The organism is Burkholderia cepacia ATCC 25416 (assembly GCF_001411495.1).
In the GTDB taxonomy this organism is placed as follows: domain Bacteria; phylum Pseudomonadota; class Gammaproteobacteria; order Burkholderiales; family Burkholderiaceae; genus Burkholderia; species Burkholderia cepacia.
The window spans coordinates 2,822,223-2,842,496 of record NZ_CP012981.1; the positions used below are offsets into that span (position 1 = coordinate 2,822,223).

General features: G+C 69.5%; 18 protein-coding genes. 14 read left to right on the plus strand and 4 right to left on the minus strand.

From position 1 onward, the window contains the following. Window positions 1-251: 251 nt before the first annotated feature. The 3 genes from APZ15_RS13010 to APZ15_RS13020 form a co-directional block, all read right to left on the minus strand. On the minus strand, window positions 252-956 hold the full coding sequence (locus APZ15_RS13010) for a glutathione S-transferase N-terminal domain-containing protein (RefSeq protein WP_027787401.1): 705 nt from the start codon (window positions 954-956) through the stop codon (window positions 252-254). A gap of 201 nt (window positions 957-1,157) precedes the next feature. Beyond that, on the minus strand, window positions 1,158-2,282 hold the full coding sequence (locus tag APZ15_RS13015; RefSeq protein WP_027787400.1) for a porin: 1,125 nt from the start codon (window positions 2,280-2,282) through the stop codon (window positions 1,158-1,160). 222 nt (window positions 2,283-2,504) lie between these two features. Continuing rightward, window positions 2,505-5,207 (minus strand): winged helix-turn-helix domain-containing protein, encoded by a 2,703-nt coding sequence (locus APZ15_RS13020; RefSeq protein ID WP_027787399.1) that lies wholly within the window; start codon window positions 5,205-5,207, stop codon window positions 2,505-2,507. Window positions 5,208-5,449: 242 nt separating this feature from the next. On the opposite strand from APZ15_RS13020, the gene APZ15_RS13025 reads away from it, so the two are divergent. The 13 genes from APZ15_RS13025 (at window position 5,450) to APZ15_RS13080 (ending at window position 17,549) form a co-directional block, all read left to right on the plus strand. Next, window positions 5,450-6,451: a universal stress protein gene (locus APZ15_RS13025; protein WP_027787398.1), complete on the plus strand. Its 1,002-nt coding sequence runs from the start codon at window positions 5,450-5,452 to the stop codon at window positions 6,449-6,451. 18 nt (window positions 6,452-6,469) lie between these two features. Next, complete coding sequence (locus tag APZ15_RS13030; protein WP_021159633.1) at window positions 6,470-7,450, plus strand: quinone oxidoreductase family protein; 981 nt, start codon at window positions 6,470-6,472, stop codon at window positions 7,448-7,450. Between the two features lie 10 nt (window positions 7,451-7,460). Next, window positions 7,461-8,309 (plus strand): TauD/TfdA dioxygenase family protein, encoded by an 849-nt coding sequence (locus tag APZ15_RS13035; protein WP_021159632.1) that lies wholly within the window; start codon window positions 7,461-7,463, stop codon window positions 8,307-8,309. A 118-nt stretch (window positions 8,310-8,427) separates the two neighbouring features. Next, window positions 8,428-9,483 carry a beta-keto acid cleavage family enzyme gene (locus tag APZ15_RS13040; protein ID WP_021159631.1) on the plus strand — a complete coding sequence of 352 codons (1,056 nt, stop codon included), beginning with the start codon at window positions 8,428-8,430 and terminating at the stop codon, window positions 9,481-9,483. Window positions 9,484-9,654: 171 nt separating this feature from the next. Next, window positions 9,655-11,019, plus strand: coding sequence for an MFS transporter (locus APZ15_RS13045; protein ID WP_027787397.1), 1,365 nt, complete (start codon window positions 9,655-9,657; stop codon window positions 11,017-11,019). A gap of 16 nt (window positions 11,020-11,035) precedes the next feature. Next, window positions 11,036-11,629 (plus strand): RBBP9/YdeN family alpha/beta hydrolase, encoded by a 594-nt coding sequence (locus APZ15_RS13050; RefSeq protein ID WP_027787396.1) that lies wholly within the window; start codon window positions 11,036-11,038, stop codon window positions 11,627-11,629. 134 nt (window positions 11,630-11,763) lie between these two features. Further along, window positions 11,764-11,937 (plus strand): hypothetical protein, encoded by a 174-nt coding sequence (locus tag APZ15_RS41755; RefSeq protein ID WP_167562610.1) that lies wholly within the window; start codon window positions 11,764-11,766, stop codon window positions 11,935-11,937. A 283-nt stretch (window positions 11,938-12,220) separates the two neighbouring features. Continuing rightward, a complete protein-coding gene (locus tag APZ15_RS13055) occupies window positions 12,221-13,387 on the plus strand; it encodes an extracellular solute-binding protein (protein WP_027787394.1) in 1,167 nt (388 codons plus the stop codon). A 49-nt stretch (window positions 13,388-13,436) separates the two neighbouring features. Beyond that, a complete protein-coding gene (locus APZ15_RS13060) occupies window positions 13,437-14,516 on the plus strand; it encodes an ABC transporter ATP-binding protein (protein WP_027787393.1) in 1,080 nt (359 codons plus the stop codon). 46 nt (window positions 14,517-14,562) lie between these two features. Then, on the plus strand, window positions 14,563-15,435 hold the full coding sequence (locus APZ15_RS13065) for an ABC transporter permease (protein WP_027787392.1): 873 nt from the start codon (window positions 14,563-14,565) through the stop codon (window positions 15,433-15,435). Continuing rightward, complete coding sequence (locus APZ15_RS13070; RefSeq protein ID WP_027787391.1) at window positions 15,435-16,367, plus strand: ABC transporter permease; 933 nt, start codon at window positions 15,435-15,437, stop codon at window positions 16,365-16,367. Before APZ15_RS13065 ends, APZ15_RS13070 begins: the two co-directional genes overlap by 1 nt. Window positions 16,368-16,503: 136 nt before the next feature. Next, the gene (locus APZ15_RS13075) at window positions 16,504-16,941 is read left to right on the plus strand and encodes a hypothetical protein (protein ID WP_021159623.1); all 438 of its coding nucleotides are present in this window, start codon (window positions 16,504-16,506) and stop codon (window positions 16,939-16,941) included. Between the two features lie 395 nt (window positions 16,942-17,336). After that, on the plus strand, window positions 17,337-17,549 hold the full coding sequence (locus tag APZ15_RS13080; RefSeq protein WP_006497261.1) for a hypothetical protein: 213 nt from the start codon (window positions 17,337-17,339) through the stop codon (window positions 17,547-17,549). Between the two features lie 294 nt (window positions 17,550-17,843). On the opposite strand, the gene APZ15_RS13085 is transcribed toward APZ15_RS13080, so the two are convergent. Further along, the gene (locus APZ15_RS13085; protein ID WP_027787390.1) at window positions 17,844-18,809 is read right to left on the minus strand and encodes a D-2-hydroxyacid dehydrogenase; all 966 of its coding nucleotides are present in this window, start codon (window positions 18,807-18,809) and stop codon (window positions 17,844-17,846) included. A gap of 253 nt (window positions 18,810-19,062) precedes the next feature. On the opposite strand from APZ15_RS13085, the gene APZ15_RS13090 reads away from it, so the two are divergent. Continuing rightward, complete coding sequence (locus tag APZ15_RS13090; protein WP_027787389.1) at window positions 19,063-20,253, plus strand: CaiB/BaiF CoA transferase family protein; 1,191 nt, start codon at window positions 19,063-19,065, stop codon at window positions 20,251-20,253. Window positions 20,254-20,274 lie beyond the last annotated feature (21 nt).

Here is a 20,274-nt window from a genome sequence, read left to right on the forward strand (position 1 = left end):
CTATAACGAGGGTTTCCGAATTCGTTACTCAAGAGGTCGGTTCATCGCCAGCCCAACAGCGGCCGACGAACTGTTGTTTGATAGCGGACTCCCGGGGATCGGCGGCGACTGACCGTCATTGGCCGAACACCGACCGTCTCCCCAGCATTCCCCGGAAAATCGCAATGCCCCCGAAAGCCCGCCGCCCAACACGGCGGGCGCTTCAAGTCTGCAGCCGCGCGGGCCGCACAACGCGCGACCCGCCCAGCCGCTCAGCCCCGCGCCGGAATATTGAGCCCACGCGCAACGGCCGGACGCGCAACAAACGCATCGAGCACCCGCTTGACGTTGCGGAATTCACTAAAGCCGACCAGATCGCCCGCTTCATAGAAACCAACAAGATTTCGCACCCACGGGAAGATCGCGATGTCGGCGATCGTGTAGGTATCGCCCATCACCCACTGGCGGTTCGCGAGATGCGCGTCGAGCACGCCGAGCAGGCGCTTCGACTCGTCGACGTAGCGGTCGCGCGGGCGCTTGTCCTCGTAGTCGCGGCCGGCGAACTTGTGGAAGAAGCCGACCTGGCCGAACATCGGCCCGATGCCGCCCATCTGGAACATCACCCACTGGATCGTCTCGTAGCGGCCCGCGAGATCCTTCGGGATCAACTGGCCCGTCTTGTCCGCGAGATAGATCAGGATCGCGCCCGATTCGAACAGCGGCAGCGGCTTGCCGTCGGGGCCGTCCGGATCGATGATCGCCGGGATCTTGTTGTTCGGGTTCAGCGACAGGAACGCGGGCGAGAGCTGGTCGTTCGTGTCGAAGCGCACGAGGTGCGGCTCGTACGGCAGGCCGGTTTCCTCGAGCATGATCGACACCTTGACGCCGTTCGGCGTCGGCAGCGAGTAGAGCTGGAGACGGTCGGGATGCTGGGCCGGCCACTTTTGCGTGATCGGGAAGGCGGACAGATCGGGCATGAAGGTTCGCTCGTCGAAGTGAATGACTTGCGCACCGTCCTTGCTGCCGCGCGCCACGGACGGTGGCGCGGCGGCGGAACGGCGCGCGCCGAAAACGCCCACTGTAGCCGATCCCGGCGATCGATGCTGGCGGCGGCCGCGCGCGACGGCCGCCAAGGGTCACCAATGGCCGCCGCACGTCCGCCACACGCCCGGCCGCCGTCAGAAGTTGTGCCGCAGCCCGACCATCGCGGCCGTCGTGCCGACGCCCGGCGCGACCGGCTGCCCGTACACGAGCATCTGGTCCATCGTGCCGCGGTTGTTCACATGGCCGACCTGCGCATAGACCGTCGTGCGCTTCGACAGGCTGTAGTCGGCCGCGAGCACGACCGACGTCGACTTGTTCGCCGAGACGTTGCGATCCTTCAGGTAATACACGGCCGAGCTCACCTGAAGGAAAGGCGTGAAGCGATAGCCGATGCCGGCCGACAGCATGTCGAGGTTCACCTTGTCCGCATGCGACGGATTTCGGCCGTTGCCGTACGACGCCGACACCGAGAAGTCGCGGATCGTGTATTTCGCGCCGACGTAGACGAAGCGGTTGTTGTCGACGCCGGTCGGCGCGACGCCCGGCGCCGGGTTCGTGTCGTGCCCGTTGTAGTAGACGGCCGACGCGTTCAGCCCGTAGTTCGCATACTTGAGCACGACCGATTCGCGCGTGCCGCCCTGGAACTGCCCGGCCACGCCGCCCGGCGCGTATTCGAGCGCGATCGACGCGCCCGCGAACACCGGCGACTGATAGACGAGCGCATTGCTGTCGTACAGCGCGCCGATCGCGCCGTTGGTGCTCGTCCCGGGCCAGCCGGCCGCCGTGTTCAGGCCGAGCCACGCGGTCAGCACGCTGCCGAAGAACTGCGCGTTGCGCACGTCGGTGTCGGCCATCGCGTAGATCATCGGCACGATCTGGCGGCCGGCCGTGAAGGTGCCGAACGGGCCCGACACGCCGAGCGACGCGACCTGGTTGAAGATCGCGACGGCGCCCGGCGTATCGCTCAGCTGCAGCTTGCCGGTGCCGCTGTCGAACGAACCCTGCAGCTTGAAGTTGACCTTGTAGCCGCCGCCGATGTCCTCGCTGCCCTTGATGCCCCAGAAGCTCGAGTAGATGCCGCCGTCCTTCATGCGGAACACCTTGCCCGTATTCGGCGCGGTGGGGCTGAACGACGCCGCCGACGTGCTCTGGTACAGCAGGCCCGTGTCGATCACGCCGTAGAGCGTGACGGAGGATTGCGCGTGCGCGAGCGCCGAACAGCAGGCAAGCGCCGCGAGCGCGGCCAGTTTCGTCTTCATGAAGTCTCCAGGGTCGTATTGGACCGGACGGGGTCGAGCCCGTCCGGTTGAAGCGGGGAAGCAACGAGGCGGGCGGGAAGACGTGACAGGCGGCGCCCGCGTGAGCCATGCGGAAAGACTACGCAACGGCGGGCGGCCGCTCCCCCCCATGCGCGGGGGGCAGGGTTGCGGAGAATCGCGGAAGGTGGGGGCGGGAGCGCCGCCCGATCGGCGAAACCGGCGTTACGGCGCGCTTTCGAGCAGGCCGAGCACCAGCGCGCGGCGCACCGCATGCTTGCGCGAGCTGGCGTCGAGCTTGCCGAACAGGTTCTTCAGGTGCCACTTCACGGTTTCCTCGCCGACGGCGAGCGCCACCGCGATCTCCTTGTTCGACAGGTTGCGCGCGAGCAGCTCGAGAATCGCGCGCTCCTTCGGCGTCAAGACGACGCTCGGCACCGCGCGCGGGCTGGCCGCGCCGCGCGGGGCGGGCGGCACGATGCGCGGCGGCGGCAACGCGTGCCGCGCGGAACCGGCGCCGGCGGCCGCTTCGTCGCCGGCGCGGCGCGCCCAGTCGGCGATGGCCGGATGCGCGTCGGCGAGCGTGCGCGTGAGCCCGAACAGCTCCGCGAGGTTCATCGCCTCGTCGAGCAGCGCGCGGCCGCCGCCCCCGGACTGTTCGCGCGCGAACGCGCCGAGCGCCATGATCTCGATGCGCGCCTGGCCCATGCTCATTTCACGGGCCAGCACCGCCGCTTCGTCGAGCGCCGCGCGCGCGTCGTCCCAGCGGCGCGCGGCCAGCGCCGCACCCGCATGCGCGCTCGCCTGCAGCAGCACGACCGGGCGCCGCCACAACGGCCCGTGCGACGGAAACTCGGCGGCCGCGATCGCATCGATCCGCTCGACGAGCGCATGGCAGGTCGCCTCGCGATAACGCGCCGCGTGAATGCGCACCTGTTCGGCGAGGCTCGCGACCGACAGGCGCGGCAGGCGGCGCGCAACGCCCATCGCGTCGAGCGCTTCGAGCAGGTCGATCGCGCGGTGCTCGACGCCGCGCAGCAGCGCGATGCGCGCGGCGGTGCGATAGCCGAGCAGCACGGTATCGGGCGTGCCCGCATGTTCGAGCACGTCGAGCCGGTTCGCGAGCAACGCGGCGGCCTGGTCGACGCGGTCGGCCTCGTACGCGAGCGCCGCGCACATCGCCGCGAGCATGCAGGTCAGCGGATGGCGGCGCCCGAGATCGGCTTCCGCGCGTGCCAGCGCCGGCGACAGCGTGTCGTCGGCCAGCCGGACCTGGCCTTCGCGCAGGTAGCTCAGGCCCGTGATCAGCTCGCCCCAGCGCGCGACGTAGCCGAACCCGGCCGCCGTCTCGCCGCGCGGTGCCGCGTGCTGGAAACGGCGCGCCTGCGCCGGTTCGCCGACGATGATCGCGCGCGCCGACAGCCGGTTCGCGTGCATTTGCGCGAGCCAGGTCGCCGCCGGCGGCGTGAAGTCGGCCCACGGTTCGAACAGCTCGACGAAACGGTCGATTTCGTCGGCGTAATACGCGGCCGCGCTGAGGATCAGCGCGCATTCGTAGCGCATCGCCGCGGGCGTGCCGGTGTCCGCGAGGATGCCCGCGATCTGGCGCTGCGCCTCGACGTGGCGCTCGCCGAGCGCCAGTGCCCACGCGACCGCGATGCGCAGCGTCGGGCGCTTGTCGAGCTCCGCGTCGGGCAGCAGTGCGAGCCAGTCGAGCACGTCGTTGATGCGGCCTTGCTTGATCGCATCCTCGAGGCAACGTTGCGCGAGCGCGTATGCGGTCTCGACCTGGCCGGCCGCATACGCGTGGCGCGCGGCTTCCTCGGTCATCCCGTGCGCGTCGAGCCACGCGGCCGCGCGCGCATGCAGCACGCTGCGCTCTGCTTCCGGGCTCGCGGCCAGGCGGTCGCGCAGCGTGTCGCGCACGAGCGGATGCAGCCGGCACCAGTCCGAATCGTCCGATGCAATGAACAGCGGCGTGTCGCGCGCGAGCCGCGCGAGACGGTCGGGCGCGCCCGCGTCGTCGAGCAGCGCGGCGCACAGCGACGGATGCAGCCGATCGGCGACGCTCGTGCGTGTCAGGAACGCGGTGTCGTCGGCCGACAGGTTCGCGAGCAGCAGCTCGACGAGCCGGTCGCGCGTGCCGTCCACGCGCGCGGCGAGCGCGTCGACCGCCTGGCGCGGATCGGCCGAGCGCGCCATCGCGGCCATCGCGAGCTGCAGGCCGAGCGGCCAGCCGTCGACGCGTTCGAACAGCCGCGCGCACGCGTCGGCGTCGACCCGCTGCGCAAAGCGCGCGCCGACCAGCGCGATCGTCTCGTCGAGCGTGAAGCGCAGCCAGTCGGGGCCCGCGAGCGTGCATTGCCCGCCGGCGAGCAGGTCGCCGGCCGTGTGGTCGAGCCCGCGCCGCGCGGCGACGACGACATGCAGGTTTTGCGGCGCATTGTGCAGCACGTAGGTCAGCGCCTCGAGGCCGGCCGGCGGCAACCGCTCCGCATCGTCGACGATCAGGAGCGCGTCGATCGACAGTTGCGCGACCTCGGCCAGCCAGGCGGTCACGCCTTCGAGCGCACGCGCCGCGTCGGCCGCGCCGGGCGGGATCAGGCGCCCGAAGCCGGGCCGTGCGCAACCGGTCCGCACCGCCTGCACGAGCCCCTGCAGCAACCGGGACGCATCGTCGCGCTCGTCGGCCGACAGCCATACGACCGCGCGGCCGAGCGCGAGGGTCTCGCGGCGCCATTGCGCGAGCAGCGACGTCTTGCCGTAACCGGCCGGCGCCTGCACGAGCGTGACCGGCCGGCCGTCGAAAGCGGGCGACGCGAGGCTCAGCCGCGCGCGGGCCAGCAACTGCGCCGGCACGCGCGGCGCGGTCGTCTTCAGGACCAGTTCGGTGGGAGGCGCGTCGGCGCGAGCGGGTGGGTGGGCCATCGGGGCAGCAGTCGGAATCCGGCGGTGCCGTGCGGGCCAGCGTCCGGGGTGGGTGTGGGGGGAAGGATCGGCCGAAGCGCGTTCGCGCGTCAATCCCCCCCGCGACGAGTGGGGCCGTGCCGGCACCGCGTCGATAGCATGGGTTCCGATCCATGACGAACGCAACGAGGAGAGGGCCATGAACATCGTATCGACCGGCACACGGCGCAACGCGTCGCTCGCCGGATAAACGGAGCGGCACGATGTACCGCCATCTGCTCGTGACGGTCGACGGCGCGCCCGGTGGCATCGACGCGATCGGCCATGCGCTCGAACTGGCGCGCGCGGTCGGCGCCCGGGTCACGTTCCTGCTGATCGGCGCCGCGCCGGCCTCGCGTTTATCCGGAGCGCGGCTGCCGGAACACGGTGCGAAAGTGGAAGCCGCCGCGCGGGCGCAGGGGTTGTCCCATGCGATCGCGGGGGCCGGCCATCCGGGGGCCGGCCATCCGGGGGCCGGCGACGCGGCACCCGGCGCGCTGGCGGCCGAACTCGGCTGCGACCTGATCGGCGTCGCGGCGCTGCCGCACGATGCCGATGCGGCGGCCTGCGCGCAGCGGCAGCACCTGCTCGCGACGAGCGGTGTACCGGTGCTCGTGTGCACGTCGCGGCGAACGCCGGCCGAGGCGCGCGTGATGGCGCGTTGCCTCGATGCGCATCGCGCGGTCGGCGGGTTGCTGCATGCGCTGATGGCGTCCGGCGTGGACGCGGATGCGGATGCACGGCAGCGGCAAGCGAGCGACGCGCAGCATGGCCTGATGGCGTCCGCCGCACACGCGGACGTACCGCAGCGGCACGCGGCCGACGCGCAGCGTGCGCTGGCATCGCTTGCCGCGCTGCAGCGCGCCCGTGTCGGCACGGCCGCCGAAGCGCACCTCTTCGCGGCATTGCGCGTGCGCGCGGAGTGCGTCGCGGCCGAACTTGACGAACTCGACCGCCAGCGGCAGCGCGATGCGCAAGCGCTCGATGCGCTCGAGCGGATTGCCGCGGACGGGCTGCCGTCGGCCGCGTTCGACGCGGCGCTCGCCCGTTATGCACACGGCGCGTTCGAGCAGATGGGGCGGATGGAAGGCGTGATTTTCCCGGCCGCGCGTCGCTACCTGGGCGACGCGGACTGGGCCGGGCTGGATGAACCGCTGGCGGACGGCGCGGCCGCGACGCCGCCGGGCATGAACGAACCCGACGATGCGCGGCGCGCATCCGACTGACAACATACGGAGAACACGATGGCACATGCAGTGCGATTCCACGAAACCGGCGGCCCCGACGTGCTGCGCTGGGAAGCAGTCGACGTCGGCGACCCGGGCGCCGGCCAGGTGCGCCTGCGGCACGAAGCCGTCGGGCTGAATTTCGCCGACACGTATTTCCGCAGCGGCCTGTATCCGGTGCCGCTGCCGGCCGGAATCGGCGTCGAGGCGGCCGGCGTGGTCGACGCCGTCGGCCCGGGCGTGACGAACGTCGCCGTCGGCGACCGCGTGACCTACACGGGCTTCCTGAACACGCTCGGCGCGTACAGCACCGAGCGGCTGATCCCCGCCGCACCGCTCGTGCGGCTGCCGGCCGGCATTTCGTGCGAAACGGCCGCGGCGATGACGATGCGCGGCCTGACGTCGGCCTACCTGCTGCGCCGTATCCACGCGTTCGCGCCGGGCGACACGATCCTGCTGCACGCGGCCGCCGGCGGCGTCGGGCTGATCGTGTCGCAATGGGCGAAGCTGCTCGGGCTCACGGTGATCGGCACGGTTTCGAGCGAGCACAAGGCCGCGATCGCCCGCGCGCACGGCTGCGACCATACGATCGACTACAGCCGCGAGGACGTCGCGAAACGCGTGCGCGAACTGACGGACGGCGCGGGCGTCGACGTCGTGTTCGACAGCGTCGGCAAGGACACCTTCGAAGGCTCGCTCGATTCGCTGAAGCGGCGCGGGCTGATGGTGTGCGTCGGCACCGCATCGGGCCCGATCCCGCCGTTCGATCCGCAGCGCCTCGCGATGAAGGGCTCGCTGTACCTGACGCGCCCGGCGCTGGCCGACTACATCGCCGATCCGGCCGAGAAGAACGACCTGGCCGGCGAACTGTTCGCGCACGTCGCGGCCGGCCGCATCAGGATCGAAATCAACCAGCGCTACGCGCTGCAGGATGCCGCGCAGGCACACCGCGATCTCGAATCGCGCAAGACGACCGGTTCGTCGGTGTTCATCGTCTGAGGAGACGCGCATGCGAGTCGAACCCCTGACCTGTGCGCTCGGCGCGGAACTGCTGGACGTGAGCCTCGCCGACGCCGTGCACGACGACGGCCTGTTCGCCGAAATCCGCGCGCAGCTGCTGCGGCATCGCGTGCTGTTCCTGCGTGACCAGGACATCACGCGCGCCGAGCACGTCGCGTTCGCGCGGCGCTTCGGCGAACTCGAGGATCATCCGGTCGCCGGCAGCGACCCGGAGCACCCGGGGCTCGTGCGGATCTACAAGTCGCCCGACCAGCCGAACGACCGCTACGAGAATGCGTGGCACAGCGATGCGAGCTGGCGCGTGGCGCCGCCGTTCGGCTGCGTGCTGCGCTGCATCGACGGTCCGCCGGTTGGCGGCGACACGATGTGGGCGAACATGGTGCTCGCCTACGAGCGCCTGCCGGACCACGTGAAGCAGCAGATCGACGACCTGCGCGCGCGCCACAGCATCGAAGCGAGCTTCGGTGCGGCGATGCCGATCGACAAGCGCCTCGCGCTGAAGGCGCAGTACCCGGACGCCGAGCATCCGGTCGTGCGCACGCACCCCGAAACCGGCGAGAAGGTGCTGTACGTGAACGCGTTCACCACGCATTTCACGAACTACCACACGCCCGCGCGCGTGCGGGTCGGGCAGGACGCGAATCCCGGCGCCGGCCAGCTGCTGCAATACCTGATCAGCCAGGCATACATCCCCGAATACCAGGTGCGCTGGCGCTGGAAGAAGAACAGCGTCGCGATCTGGGACAACCGCAGCACGCAGCATTACGCGGTCATGGACTACCCGCCGTGCGTGCGCCGGATGGAGCGCGCGGGCATCGTCGGCGACGTGCCGTTCTGAGCGCGCTCGCACCTTAACCGATTCGCCACCCCAAACAACGCGCCGGGCCCGCCGCCCGGCACGGCGGGATACGCACGCCCGTACGCCTGCACAAAAACGATTTCCACTGGAGGACGACATGCAATTTCTCGACGATTCGCTGCACCCGGAAAACCAGGACAAGGTTGTCATCACGGTCGCGCCGTACGGCCCCGAATGGATGCCCGCCGACTTTCCGGAAGACATTCCGGTGACGATGGACGAGCACGTGCAGAAGGCCGTCGACTGCTACAACGCGGGCGCGACGGTGCTGCACCTGCACGTGCGCGAACTCGACGGCAAGGGCAGCAAGCGGCTGTCGAAGTTCAACGAGCTGCTCGGCCGGCTGCGCGAGGCGGTGCCCGACATGATCCTGCAGGTGGGCGGCTCGATCTCGTTCGCGCCGGAAGGCGACGGCGCGGAAGCGAAATGGCTGTCCGACGACACGCGCCACATGCTCGCCGAGCTGACGCCGAAGCCCGACCAGGTGACGGTCGCGATCAACACCGTGCAGATGAACATCACCGAGCTGATGAACCGCAAGGACATCGCCGGCACGTCGCTGAACGAAGCCGCGTTGTGGGACGCGTACCGCGAGATGACCGTGCCGGCCGGCCCCGGCTGGGTCGACGAGCACCTGCGCCGCCTGCAGGCGGCCGGCATCCAGCCCCATTTCCAGCTCACCGGCATGCATGCGCTGGAAACGCTCGAACGGATCATCCGCCGCGGCGTCTATCGCGGCCCGCTGAACGTCACGTGGGTCGGCATCGGCGGCGGCTTCGACGGCCCGAATCCGTACAACTTCATGGAATTCGTGCGGCGCTGCCCGGACGGCGCGTGCATCACGCTCGAATCCCTGATGAAGAACGTGCTGCCGATCAATACGGTCGCGATGGCGCTGGGCCTGCATCCGCGCTGCGGGATCGAGGACACGATCATCGACCAGAAGGGCAACCGGATGACGTCGGTGCAGCAGGTCGAGCAGTGCGCACGGATCGCGCGCGAACTCGGCCGCGACATCGCGACCGGCAAGGAAGCGAAGGCGATCTACCGGATCGGCGTGCAGTACGACGGCATCGACGAGACCCTCGCGCAGCTCGGGATGGCGCCGAACCGCCGGCCGGGCCAGCCGAACGTGCCGCTGCGGGCCGCCTGACGCGCCGCGCATCCGCGCATCCGGGCCCGCGGCCATGGCGGCCGCGGCCCGCCGATCGTTGTGGCGTGGCACCCATCCCCGCGCGTGATGCGGGGGCGGACTCCGGTCAACGGAGCGGGGCCACGCAAGCCGCGCCGGAGCACGATCGCTCCGGTGCCGGAGGAGACACGCATGCTGATCCATCATGTCGAGCCGTCGATCCAGGACGTCGCCGCCGCCGGCCGGCGCGCGCCTGCCTATGCGTGGCTCGTGTTCGGGCTGACCGTCGGCCTGCTGCTGTCGGACTACATGTCGCGGCAGGTGCTCAACGCCGTGTTCCCGCTGCTCAAGCAAGCATGGGCGCTGTCGGACACGCAGCTCGGTTCGCTCTCCGGCGTCGTCGCGCTGCTGGTCGGGCTGCTGACGTTTCCGCTGTCGGTGCTCGCCGACCGCTTCGGGCGCGTGCGCAGCATCGTGCTGATGGCCGCGCTGTGGAGCGTCGCGACGCTCGGCTGCGCGCTGTCGACCCATTACACGGAGATGCTCGTCGCGCGCGGCCTCGTCGGGCTCGGTGAAGCCGCGTACGGCAGCGTCGGCGTCGCGCTGATCCTCAGCATCTTCCCGGCGCGGCTGCGCGCGACGCTGACCGGCGCGTTCATGGCCGGCGGCGCATTCGGCTCCGTGTTCGGCATGGCGCTCGGCGGGCTCGTCGGCGCGCATCTCGGCTGGCGCTGGTCGTTCGGCGTGATGGCCGCGCTCGGCATCGTGCTGCTCGTCGCGTATCGCTGCGTCGTGACCGAACGGCGGCTCGCCGCATATCGCTCCGAATACGGCACTGAGTACGGCACCGAATGCGGCGCCGAACCCTGCCGGCGCGACACCGACACGCCGCGCGACCTGCGCGGCAGCGTGCGCGTGCTGATGTCGGGGCTGTTCGCGTCGCGTTCGGTGATCTGCGCATATCTCGGCAGCGGGCTGCACCTGTTCGTGCCGGGCGCGCTGTTCGCATGGCTGCCGAGCTACCTGAACCGCTACTACGCGATGGCGCCCGACCGCGCGGCCGTGCTCGCCGCCGGTTTCGTGCTGCTCGCGGGTATCGGGATGGTCGGCTGCGGGATCGTCACCGACCGCGTCGGCAAAACCGACGGCAAGCGCAAGTGGCTGACCGCGATCGCATATTGCGTGCTGACCGGCGTCTGCCTCGCGGTCGCGTTCCGGCTGCCGCCCGGGCCGCTGCAGCTCGCGCTGATCTGCGCGGGAATGCTGGTCGGCGCGGGCGCGTCCGGTGCGTCGGGCGCGATGGTCGCGAACCTGACGCCGGCCGCGATCCACGCATCGGCGTTCGCGACGCTCACGCTCGCCAACAACCTGCTCGGCATGGCGCCGGGCCCGCTGCTGACGGGGTGGGCCGCCGATCGCGCCGGCCTCGTCGGCGCACTCCAATGGATTCCCGTCGTGCCGCTCATGGCCGCCGTGCTGTTCGCGATCGGACGCGCGAGCTATGTGGCCGATCTCGCGCGCGTCGAACGCGAACGGCGCGCGCCCAGACTTTCCTGAACGCTTCGGAGGCTGCATGACCCTGACGACCGCACCCACCATCCTGATCGTGCCCGGCTTGCGCGATCACGTCGAAGACCACTGGCAGACGCACCTCGAACGGCGCCTGCCGAACGCACGATCCGTCGCGCCGCTCGAAGCCGACAAGCTGAGCCGCGCGGCACGCGTCGCGGCGCTCGATGCGGCGCTGGCCGCGATCGACGGCCCCGTGATCCTCGTCGCGCACAGCGCGGGGGTGATGATTGCCGTGCACTGGGCGCGGCAGGCCACGCGCAAAATCCACGGCGCGCTGCTCGCGGCGCCGGCCGATCTCGATACGCCGATGCCCGCCGGTTATCCGGCGCCCGACGCGATCGACGCGAACGGCTGGACGCCGGTACCGACCGGGCGGCTGCCGTTTCCGAGCATCGTCGCCGCGAGCCGCAACGATCCGCTCGCGCGCTACGAGCGCGTCGAAACGCTGGCGGCAGGGTGGGGCAGCAGGCTCGTCGATCTCGGCGAGGTCGGGCACCTGAATCCGACGTCCGGGTATGGCGAGTGGCGTGATGCGGAACGGTTGATCGACGAGGTGAGGGCGTTGGGTGAAGGCGATTCAGGCTTGAGGAATTGATATTCGGGCATTGTTTGCCGGCCTTGCGGCCGTTTTCGTCCGTTCGTCGGACGCCATGACTGACAGCGACGCGACCGCTGCATCCGATTGACGGACAAGCGGTCGATCACTGTCATTTTTTGCGGAATGCCGTCGTGGATCCCAAACGAAAGGTGCTGTACGAAGTCGCGTTGAAACCCCGCACGATCATCCGTCCCACCAGCGAGGTCAAGGCTTCGACCGAAGCCGAGAAGGGCGACGTGCCGCGCGCGGCGCGAAAAGTCATTTCCGGACACCGGGACGTGTTGATCGCGCTGAAGAACCGCTGATTTGCCGGGCCTGCCGAACGCTGACGGCACCGATCCGGTCGGGGCCCGTTGTATCCGCTTCGCCCGGATTGCCCCCGCAGAGATATGACGTCGCAAGACGACTTGGCGTCCAGCCGCGATCCCCGGCCCATCTTGCCAGGTAACCAAATTGGCACTCACCGGAAGGTGTTTGTCAGGGAAAGTCCCGCCCCGCGCCGATCGGTTTTTTGTTGACCGACATCGTATAACGCCGTCATGATTTCCTGAAAAGAAAGGTCCCATCCACCGACCGAAGTGAGGAGACATGAACGCCACCACGATCGCTCGCCGTGTCCGCCGGATCGCACTCGCCGTGGGCTTCACGCTGTCGGCCGCGGCAGCCGTTGCCGCCCCCGTATCGCTGAACATCGTCGATGTCGCGGGCAACCTGCAGCTCACGCAGAAGGCCATCGAAGCCTTCAGGGACAAGAACCCGACCCTCGTGTCGAGCGTCACGTTCACGAACGCACCGGCGCCGCAGCTGCCGGGCAAGATCAAGGCGATGCAGGCGGCGGGGCGCGCCGACATCGACCTCGTGCTGACGGGCACCGACGCGCTGGCCGCCGGCATCGAGCAGAACCTGTGGCTGAAGGTGCTGCCCGACAACGCGGGCGCATTCCCCGGCGTGCTCGACAGGTACGCACCCGGCCCGCGCAAGATGCAGGACCTCGCACAGGGCTTCGGCCTCGAAGTCACCTACATGCCGGCCGGCCCGCTGCTCGAATACAACCCGGCGAAGGTCAGCGACCCGCCGAAAACACCCGATCAGTTGCTCGCGTGGTGCAAGGCGCACCCGAACAAGCTGATCTACGCGCGCCCGGCGAACTCGGGCCCCGGCCGCACGTTCCTGATGGGGCTGCCGTACGTGCTCGGCGACAAGAACCCGCAGGACCCGATCAACGGCTGGGACAAGACCTGGGCGTTCCTGAAGCAGCTCAACGACTGCGTCCCGTACTACCCGGGCGGCACGTCGGCGGTGATGAAGGAGCTCGGCGAAGGCACGCGCGACATGACCGTGACCGTCACCGGCTGGGACCTCAACCCGCGTGCGCTCGGCATCGTGCCGGCCGAGTTCCGGGTCCAGGCGTTCGACAACATGACGTGGGTCAACGATGCGCACTACATGGTGATCCCGAAGGGCGTGCCGAAGGACAAGCTCGACGTCCTGTTCAAGCTGATGAACTTCCTGCTCGAACCGGCGCAGCAGGCGATGACCTACGACGACGGTTACTTCTATCCGGGCCCGGCGGTGAAGGGCGTGACGCTCGAGATGGCGCCCGCGCACAGCCAGGAAGTGATCCGCAAGTTCGGCCGCCCCGAATACGCGAAGCTGCTGGCGGATCGCCCGCACGTGCAGCCGCTCAGCGCGCAGGCGATGGTCGCCGCATTCCAGAAGTGGGATCGCGAGATCGGTTCGCAGAAGTCGAAGTGACGCATGGGCCGGCGGGCGCCGCGGCGCCCGCGTCGATGGAGTTCGCGCAATGAAGCAGAGTTTCGAACGGCTGCGGCTCGATGGCGTCAGCCGCAGCTTCACCAATGCGGAAGGTGCGCAGGTCGCCGCGCTGAACGGGCTCGATCTCGAGATCCGGCGCGGCGAGTTCATCGCGCTGCTCGGCCCGTCGGGCTGCGGCAAGTCGACCGCGCTGAACTGCATCGCCGGGCTGCAGCCGCTCACGAGCGGCGGCATCTGGCTCGACGACACGCGCATCGACGTGCTGCCGCCCGAGCGCCGCGGCTTCGGGATGGTGTTCCAGAACTACGCGCTGTTTCCGCACCTGTCGGTGCTCGACAACGTCGGTTTCGGCCTCAAGATGCGCGGCGTGCCGAAGCAGGAAACGCGGCGGCGCGCGCAGCAGGCGCTCGAACTCGTGCAGCTCGTCGGGCACGAGGGCAAGCTGCCCGGGCAGCTGTCGGGCGGGCAGCAGCAGCGCGTCGCGATCGCACGCGCGATCGTCATCGAGCCGCCGCTCGTGCTGATGGACGAACCGCTGTCGAACCTCGACACGAAGCTGCGCATCGAGATGCGCGCCGAGATCCGCCGCATCCACACGCAGCTCGAACGCGCGACGATCTACGTGACGCACGACCAGGACGAGGCGCTGTCGATGGCCGACCGCATCGTCGTGATGAAGGAGGGTGTCGTACAGCAGGTCGCGACGCCGAAGGACGTCTACACGCGCCCGCACAACCTGCACGTCGCGCGTTTCATGGGCTATCGCAACGTGCTGCCGTTCACGCTCGACGGGATGGCCGGCGGCCACGTCAACGTCAGCGCCGCAGGCGTGCGGCTCACGGGCGTGCCGATGGCCGGCTTCGACGCGAAGGACGTCGCGGTCGCGCTGCGCCCCGACGATATCGAGCGCGCGGCAGACGGCGCCGGCAACGCGTTCGACGCGACCGTCGAAACGGTCGAATACGGCGGCCGCGATTCGCTGATCCGTGCGGCCACGCCGTTCGGCCCGATCTGGGCGCGCGTGGCCGGCGAATTCGCGGAAGGCGAGCATTTGCGGTTATGTGTTGCGCCGTCGCGCACGCTCGTCTATGCGGGAGACGCGCGATGAACGGCCGCCGCATCGCGTGCGCTGCAACGCGCCACCGGGAGGCCGCGTGAGCACGCTCCCGGCCGGCGGCACACCGCGCGACGCGAAAGTCTGGCTCGTCACACCCGCACTCGCGTTCATTGTCGCGCTGTTCATCTATCCGTTCGCATACGGTCTCGTGCTGTCGTTCCAGCCGATGAACGGCGGCGGCGCGCTCGCGAACTACGTGCAGTTCTTCACCGACACCGCGATGTGGCCCACGGTGCTCGTCACGCTGAAGCTGGCGGTGCCCGCGACGCTGCTCAACGTCGGCGTCGCCGTACCCGTCGCGTTCGCGCTGCGCCGTAATTCGCCTTACCAGAAGTTCGTCACGACGCTGCTCGTGATTCCCGTCACGCTCGGCACGGTGCTCGTCGCCGACGGGATGCTCACGTATTTCGGGCCGAACGGCTGGTTCCCGCAGGCGTTGCAGGGGCTGCACCTGTACACCGACGAAGTGCGCCTCACGCACAACTACTGGGGCGTGCTGCTGTCGCTGATCGTGTCGGGCTTTCCGTTCGCGTTCCTGCTGATGCTCTCGTACATCAGCGGCATCGACCCGACACTCGCGCGCGCGGCGGCGACGCTCGGCGCGAACCCGTGGCAGCAGTTCCGGCGGATCTACCTGCCGCTGCTCGTGCCCGGGCTCACGATGGCCGCGTGCCTGTCGTTCGTGCAGGCGTTCTCGGTGTTCCCGTCGGCCGTGCTGCTCGGCGCGCCGGCCGGGCCCACGCGCGTGATCTCGATCGCGGCGGCGGAAGCGGCGTTCGAGAGCTACGACTATTCGCTCGCATCGGCGATCGCGATCGTGATGGGTTTCGTGCAGCTGTTGGTGGTTGCGTCGATGCTCGGCGCGCGCCGCTTCTTCTATACCGGCGCGGTGACGGGGGGCAAGGGCTGATGGCGACCGACAATCATGCCGCCCGCGCGTGGCCGCCGAAGCACGACGCACCCGACCCGCCCGACGTGCGGCCCGCCGACGCGAGGAAACCGCGGAAGATGGCAGGCCATCTCGCCGGCCGTGCGTGGCACGCGCTCGTCTGGGGGCTGATGGCGTTCTTCCTGCTGAACGTGATGCTGCTGATCGCGACCGTCGCGGTGAACTCGGTCGCGACACGCTGGTTCGGCACGCCGCTGCCGCAGGGTTTCACGCTGCACTGGTACGCGAAGGCGTGGGCGGACTTCCAGCTCGCGAGCGTGCTGTGGGTGACCGTCGAGGTCGTCGGCGCGGTCGTGCTGCTGTCGATCGCGCTCGGCGTGCCGGCCGCCTATGCGCTCGCGCGCGTGCAGTTTCGCGGCAAGCGCTTCGCGCTGCTGGTGTTCCTGCTGCCGCTGATGGTGCCGCCCGTCACGTACGGGATCCCGATGGCCACCGTGATGTACAAGGTCGGGCTCGCGGGCACGCTGCCCGGCGTGATCCTCGCGAACCTCGTGCCGGCGCTGCCGTTCGTGATCCTCGTGATGACGCCGTTCATCGAGCAGATCGATCCGAATCTCGAAGCCGCCGCGCGCATCTTCGGCGCGAACACGTGGCGCTATTTCCGCCATGTGCTGCTGCCGCTGCTCGTGCCCGGCATGCTCGCGGCGGGGCTGCTCGTGCTGGTGCGCACCATCGGGATGTTCGAGCTGACCTTCTTCACCGCGGGGCCGAGCACGCAGACGCTCGTCGTCGCGCTGTATTACGCGGTGTTCTCGACCGGCGTGCGCGCGCCGCAGTCGATCGACGCGATGGCGATGATCTACATGGCCATCACGCTCGTATGGGTGGTCATCGCGCTGCAGTTCGTGAGCCCGACGCAGCTCGTGAGCCGCGTGAAGCAGGAGCGGCAGTAGGCGCGTCAGTAGGCGCGTCAGTAGGCGAGGGAGAAGCGGAGGGGCGATCGCGCCCGTGCAATTGGTTACAAATGGATACCGCGCACGATACGCGGACGTTGCAGACTACGCGGCGTTCCCCCGATAACGGATATCCATGAAGTTCCAGACGCTGCTGACACTCGCCGGTGCATCGACCCTCCTGGCCGCCTGCAACCTGCTCCACGACGGCCCCGGATCGGGCGACGTCGATGCCGCCGTGCGCCGCGCGCTCGAGGCGGAAAACCACGGCGGGCTGAACGCGCTGTTCGGCCAGCCGCTGCCCGTCTCGGCCGATGTCGTGTCGGCGAAGCCCGACGGCGACTGCAAGAAGGTCGGCGATCGCACCTACTCGTGCGACGTCGTGGTCACGTGGCGCAATACCGACTACAAGCCGTCGCGCGCGAACCTGACCTTCGTGAAGGCCGCCGACGGCTCGTGGCAGACGTCCGGCGTCGACGCGGCGATCGTGACGGGCACCGCGAAATCGCTGGTCGACCAGATCGGCAAGGCATGGCCCGGCAATGCGGCAAGCGGCGCGTCGGCGCCGCAGTGACGCGGTGACCTGCGAGGGCGAAGGGCGGGGCGTTTCCCTCCGGTAATACGCGGCCTGTCGCGCCCGAACGCCGCGCCGCGCCTTCCGCCGACTTCACGCCACCGACCGATTGCCCGCGAGCACATCGCCGGATGCACCGGGGCTGGCGCAGCGGCGGGGCGGTGCCAGCGACCGGCCCGGTGGCCGGACACGGTTGCCGGCAGCGCCGGTACGGCGCGAACCCCGCAACCGGTCGCCCCATCCTGTTCGACCGACACTCAGGCGCGGACTGGCAGGAAAAAAGGGCGCGAGCATCGCGTCCGCGCGCGACCGAATGCATCCTCGGTATGCGGGCCGGCTTATAGGGAAAACCCTTATTTCGAGATATAATCACGGCCTAAGTGATAGGTCGAACCATGCCTGAACGTTTCCAAACCCTTGAAAAATTTGTGTTTTCCCTCGTCGTGATGTCCGCGGTCGTGTGCTCGGCATTCCTCGCGTACGAGCGTCATCCCGAGATCAAGATCGCGCTGCACGAAGGCGAAGCGCTGATGCGCGAGAGCGCCAAGTATTCGGTCATCTGCTCGCCGTCCAAGGTCGATCCTTGCGTCGAGATGTCCGCTTACTGAAACGCGCGCATTCGGGTCGGGATCAGCGTGCCGGGTGGTGCGCCGCAGCCAAAGCCGGCGAGTTCCAGTGCGGGGCCCGGCCAGCGCCAGACCGGCCCTGCCGCATCGGCGGCCCGAGTTCCTTGACGTAGCGCTCGTCAGGCATTCAGAAACCCGCTGCAGGACAGGGTGGATGCACAAACCCGCTACGTGCCGGGTCGCCGGCGTAAGCAACTCCCAATCCAAAGCCCCGCTTCGAGCAGTCGAGCGGGGCTTTTCTCGTAGGGCCGTCGAAACGATCTCCGCGGCTGCGCATCACACCACATGCGTCGGAGCGCCGTCGACGAACGCGGCGACATTGTCGACGAGCTGATCGGCGAGCGCCTGCATCGCCTCGTCGCTCGCCCACGCGACGTGCGGCGTCAGGATGAAGGCCGGATGCGACAGGATCGCGTGGAACGGATGCGCTGCCGGCAGCGGCTCCTGCGTAACCACGTCGAACCCCGCGCCCGCGATCTGCCCCGACTGCAATGCGTCGACGAGCGCGTTTTCATCCACGAGCCCGCCGCGCGCGGTATTGATCAGCAGCGGCCGGCGCGCCATCCGCGCGAACGCGGCCGCGTCGATCAGGTGCCGCGTTGCGGGCGTGAGCGGGCAGTGCAGCGTGATCACGTCGCTGTCCCGAAGCAGCGTGTCGAGCGGCGCGTAGGCGTCCCCCGACGCATCGCCGTGCGCGGCGAACCGTACCCGCATGTCGAGCGCGCGCGCGATGCCGGCCACCGCACGCCCGAGCACGCCGTCGCCGACGATCCCGAGCGTCGAGCCGGCCAGGTCGCGAATCGGATGATCGAAGAAGCAGAACTGCCCGCTGTCGAGCCAACGCCCCGCGCGCACCGCGTCGCGGTACGCGACGAGGCTGCGGCGCAGCGCGAAGATCAGCGCGAACGTGTGCTCGGGCACCGTGCGGGCCGCATACCCGCGAATGTTGCTCACGACGATGCCGTGCGCGGCACACGCGTCGAGATCGATGATGTCGGTGCCCGTCGCGGCGATCGCGATCATCCGCAGGCGCCGCGCGCCGGCAAGCACCGCCGCGTCGAGCCGCACCTTGTTGGTCACGACGATGTCCGCGTCGCCGATGCGTGAAGCGACCTCGTGCGCGGCCGTCCGCTCGAACGTGCACAACGCGTGCGGAAACGGGAACGGCTTCAGCACGGTTTGCGGCGACAGCGTCGCGCGGTCGAGGAACACGATCTTCGCGGGAGAGGAAACGGAAAACATGGCGGGCCTCGCTGGCAGGCGCCCGGGGCGGGCGCGGAACGGGTTCGATTCTGCCGGCGGCGCGCGGGCCGTCGTTTGACCGTTGCGCGAGTGCGCTTTCCCGGACGGAAAGGCTGGCGCACCGCATATGTGAACGGCCGCGGCGCACGCCTTTCCGTTTCGGAAAGGCTGGTTGAGCATCGATCGATTTTCGCCGGGCGGGAACGCCGTCATGATCGCCGTCATCGACAACACGCTTTCATCGGAGACTGCCATGACACGCCCCCTCGACGGCATCCGCGTGCTGGAGCTCGGACAACTGATCGCCGGCCCGTTCGCGGGCCGGATGCTCGCCGAATTCGGTGCGGACGTGCTCAAGGTCGAGCCGCCCGCGCTCGGCGACCCGCTGCGCAAATGGCGGCTGCTGCACGACGGCACGTCGGTCTGGTGGGCCGCGCAGTCGCGCAACAAGCGCTCGCTGACGCTCGACCTGCGCACGCACGAAGGGCAGGACGTCGTGCGCCGCCTCGTCGCGGAAACCGACGTGCTGATCGAGAACTTCCGGCCCGGCACGCTCGAAGGCTGGGGGCTCGGCTGGGACGCGCTGTCCGCGATCAACCCGGGGCTCGTGATGCTGCGCGTGTCGGGCTTCGGCCAGACGGGCCCGTACCGCGACCGTCCCGGCTTCGGCGTGATCGCCGAGGCGATGGGCGGCCTGCGGCACCTGACCGGCGAGCCGGGCCGCACGCCGGTGCGCGTCGGCGTCTCGCTCGGCGATTCGCTGTCGGCGCTGCACGGCGTGATCGGCGTGCTGCTCGCGCTGCGGCATCGCGAGCAGCAGGGCGGCAAGGGGCAGGTCGTCGATGTCGCGCTGTACGAGTCGGTATTCAACATGATGGAAAGCCTGCTGCCCGAATACTCGGCGTTCGGTGCCGTGCGCGAGGCGGCCGGCAGCAGCCTGCCCGGCATCGCGCCGACCAACGCGTATCGCTGCCGCGACGGCCGGTACGCACTGATCGCCGGGAACGGCGACAGCATCTTCCGGCGCCTGATGGAGCTGATCGGCCGGCCCGATCTCGGCAACGATCCCGCGCTCGCGCACAACGACGGGCGCGTCGCGCAGGTCGAACGCATCGACGCGGCGATCGGCGCGTGGAGCGCGCGGCACGATCTCGACGCCGTGCTGGCCGCATTGAACGACGCACGCATCCCGTCCGGGCGCATCTACGACGTGGCCGACATCGCCGCCGATCCGCATTACCGCGCGCGCGACATGCTCGTCGATGCCGCGCTGCCCGACGGCACGCCCGTGCTCGTGCCCGGCATCGTGCCGAAGCTCGGTGCGACGCCCGGGCGCATCGAGCGCCCGGCGCCCGCGCTGGGCGCGGATACCGACGCGGTACTCGAAGCGCTCGGCATCGATGCGGCGACGCGCGGCGACTGGCGCACGCGCGGCGTGATCTGAACCCGAACCAGGAGACGACGA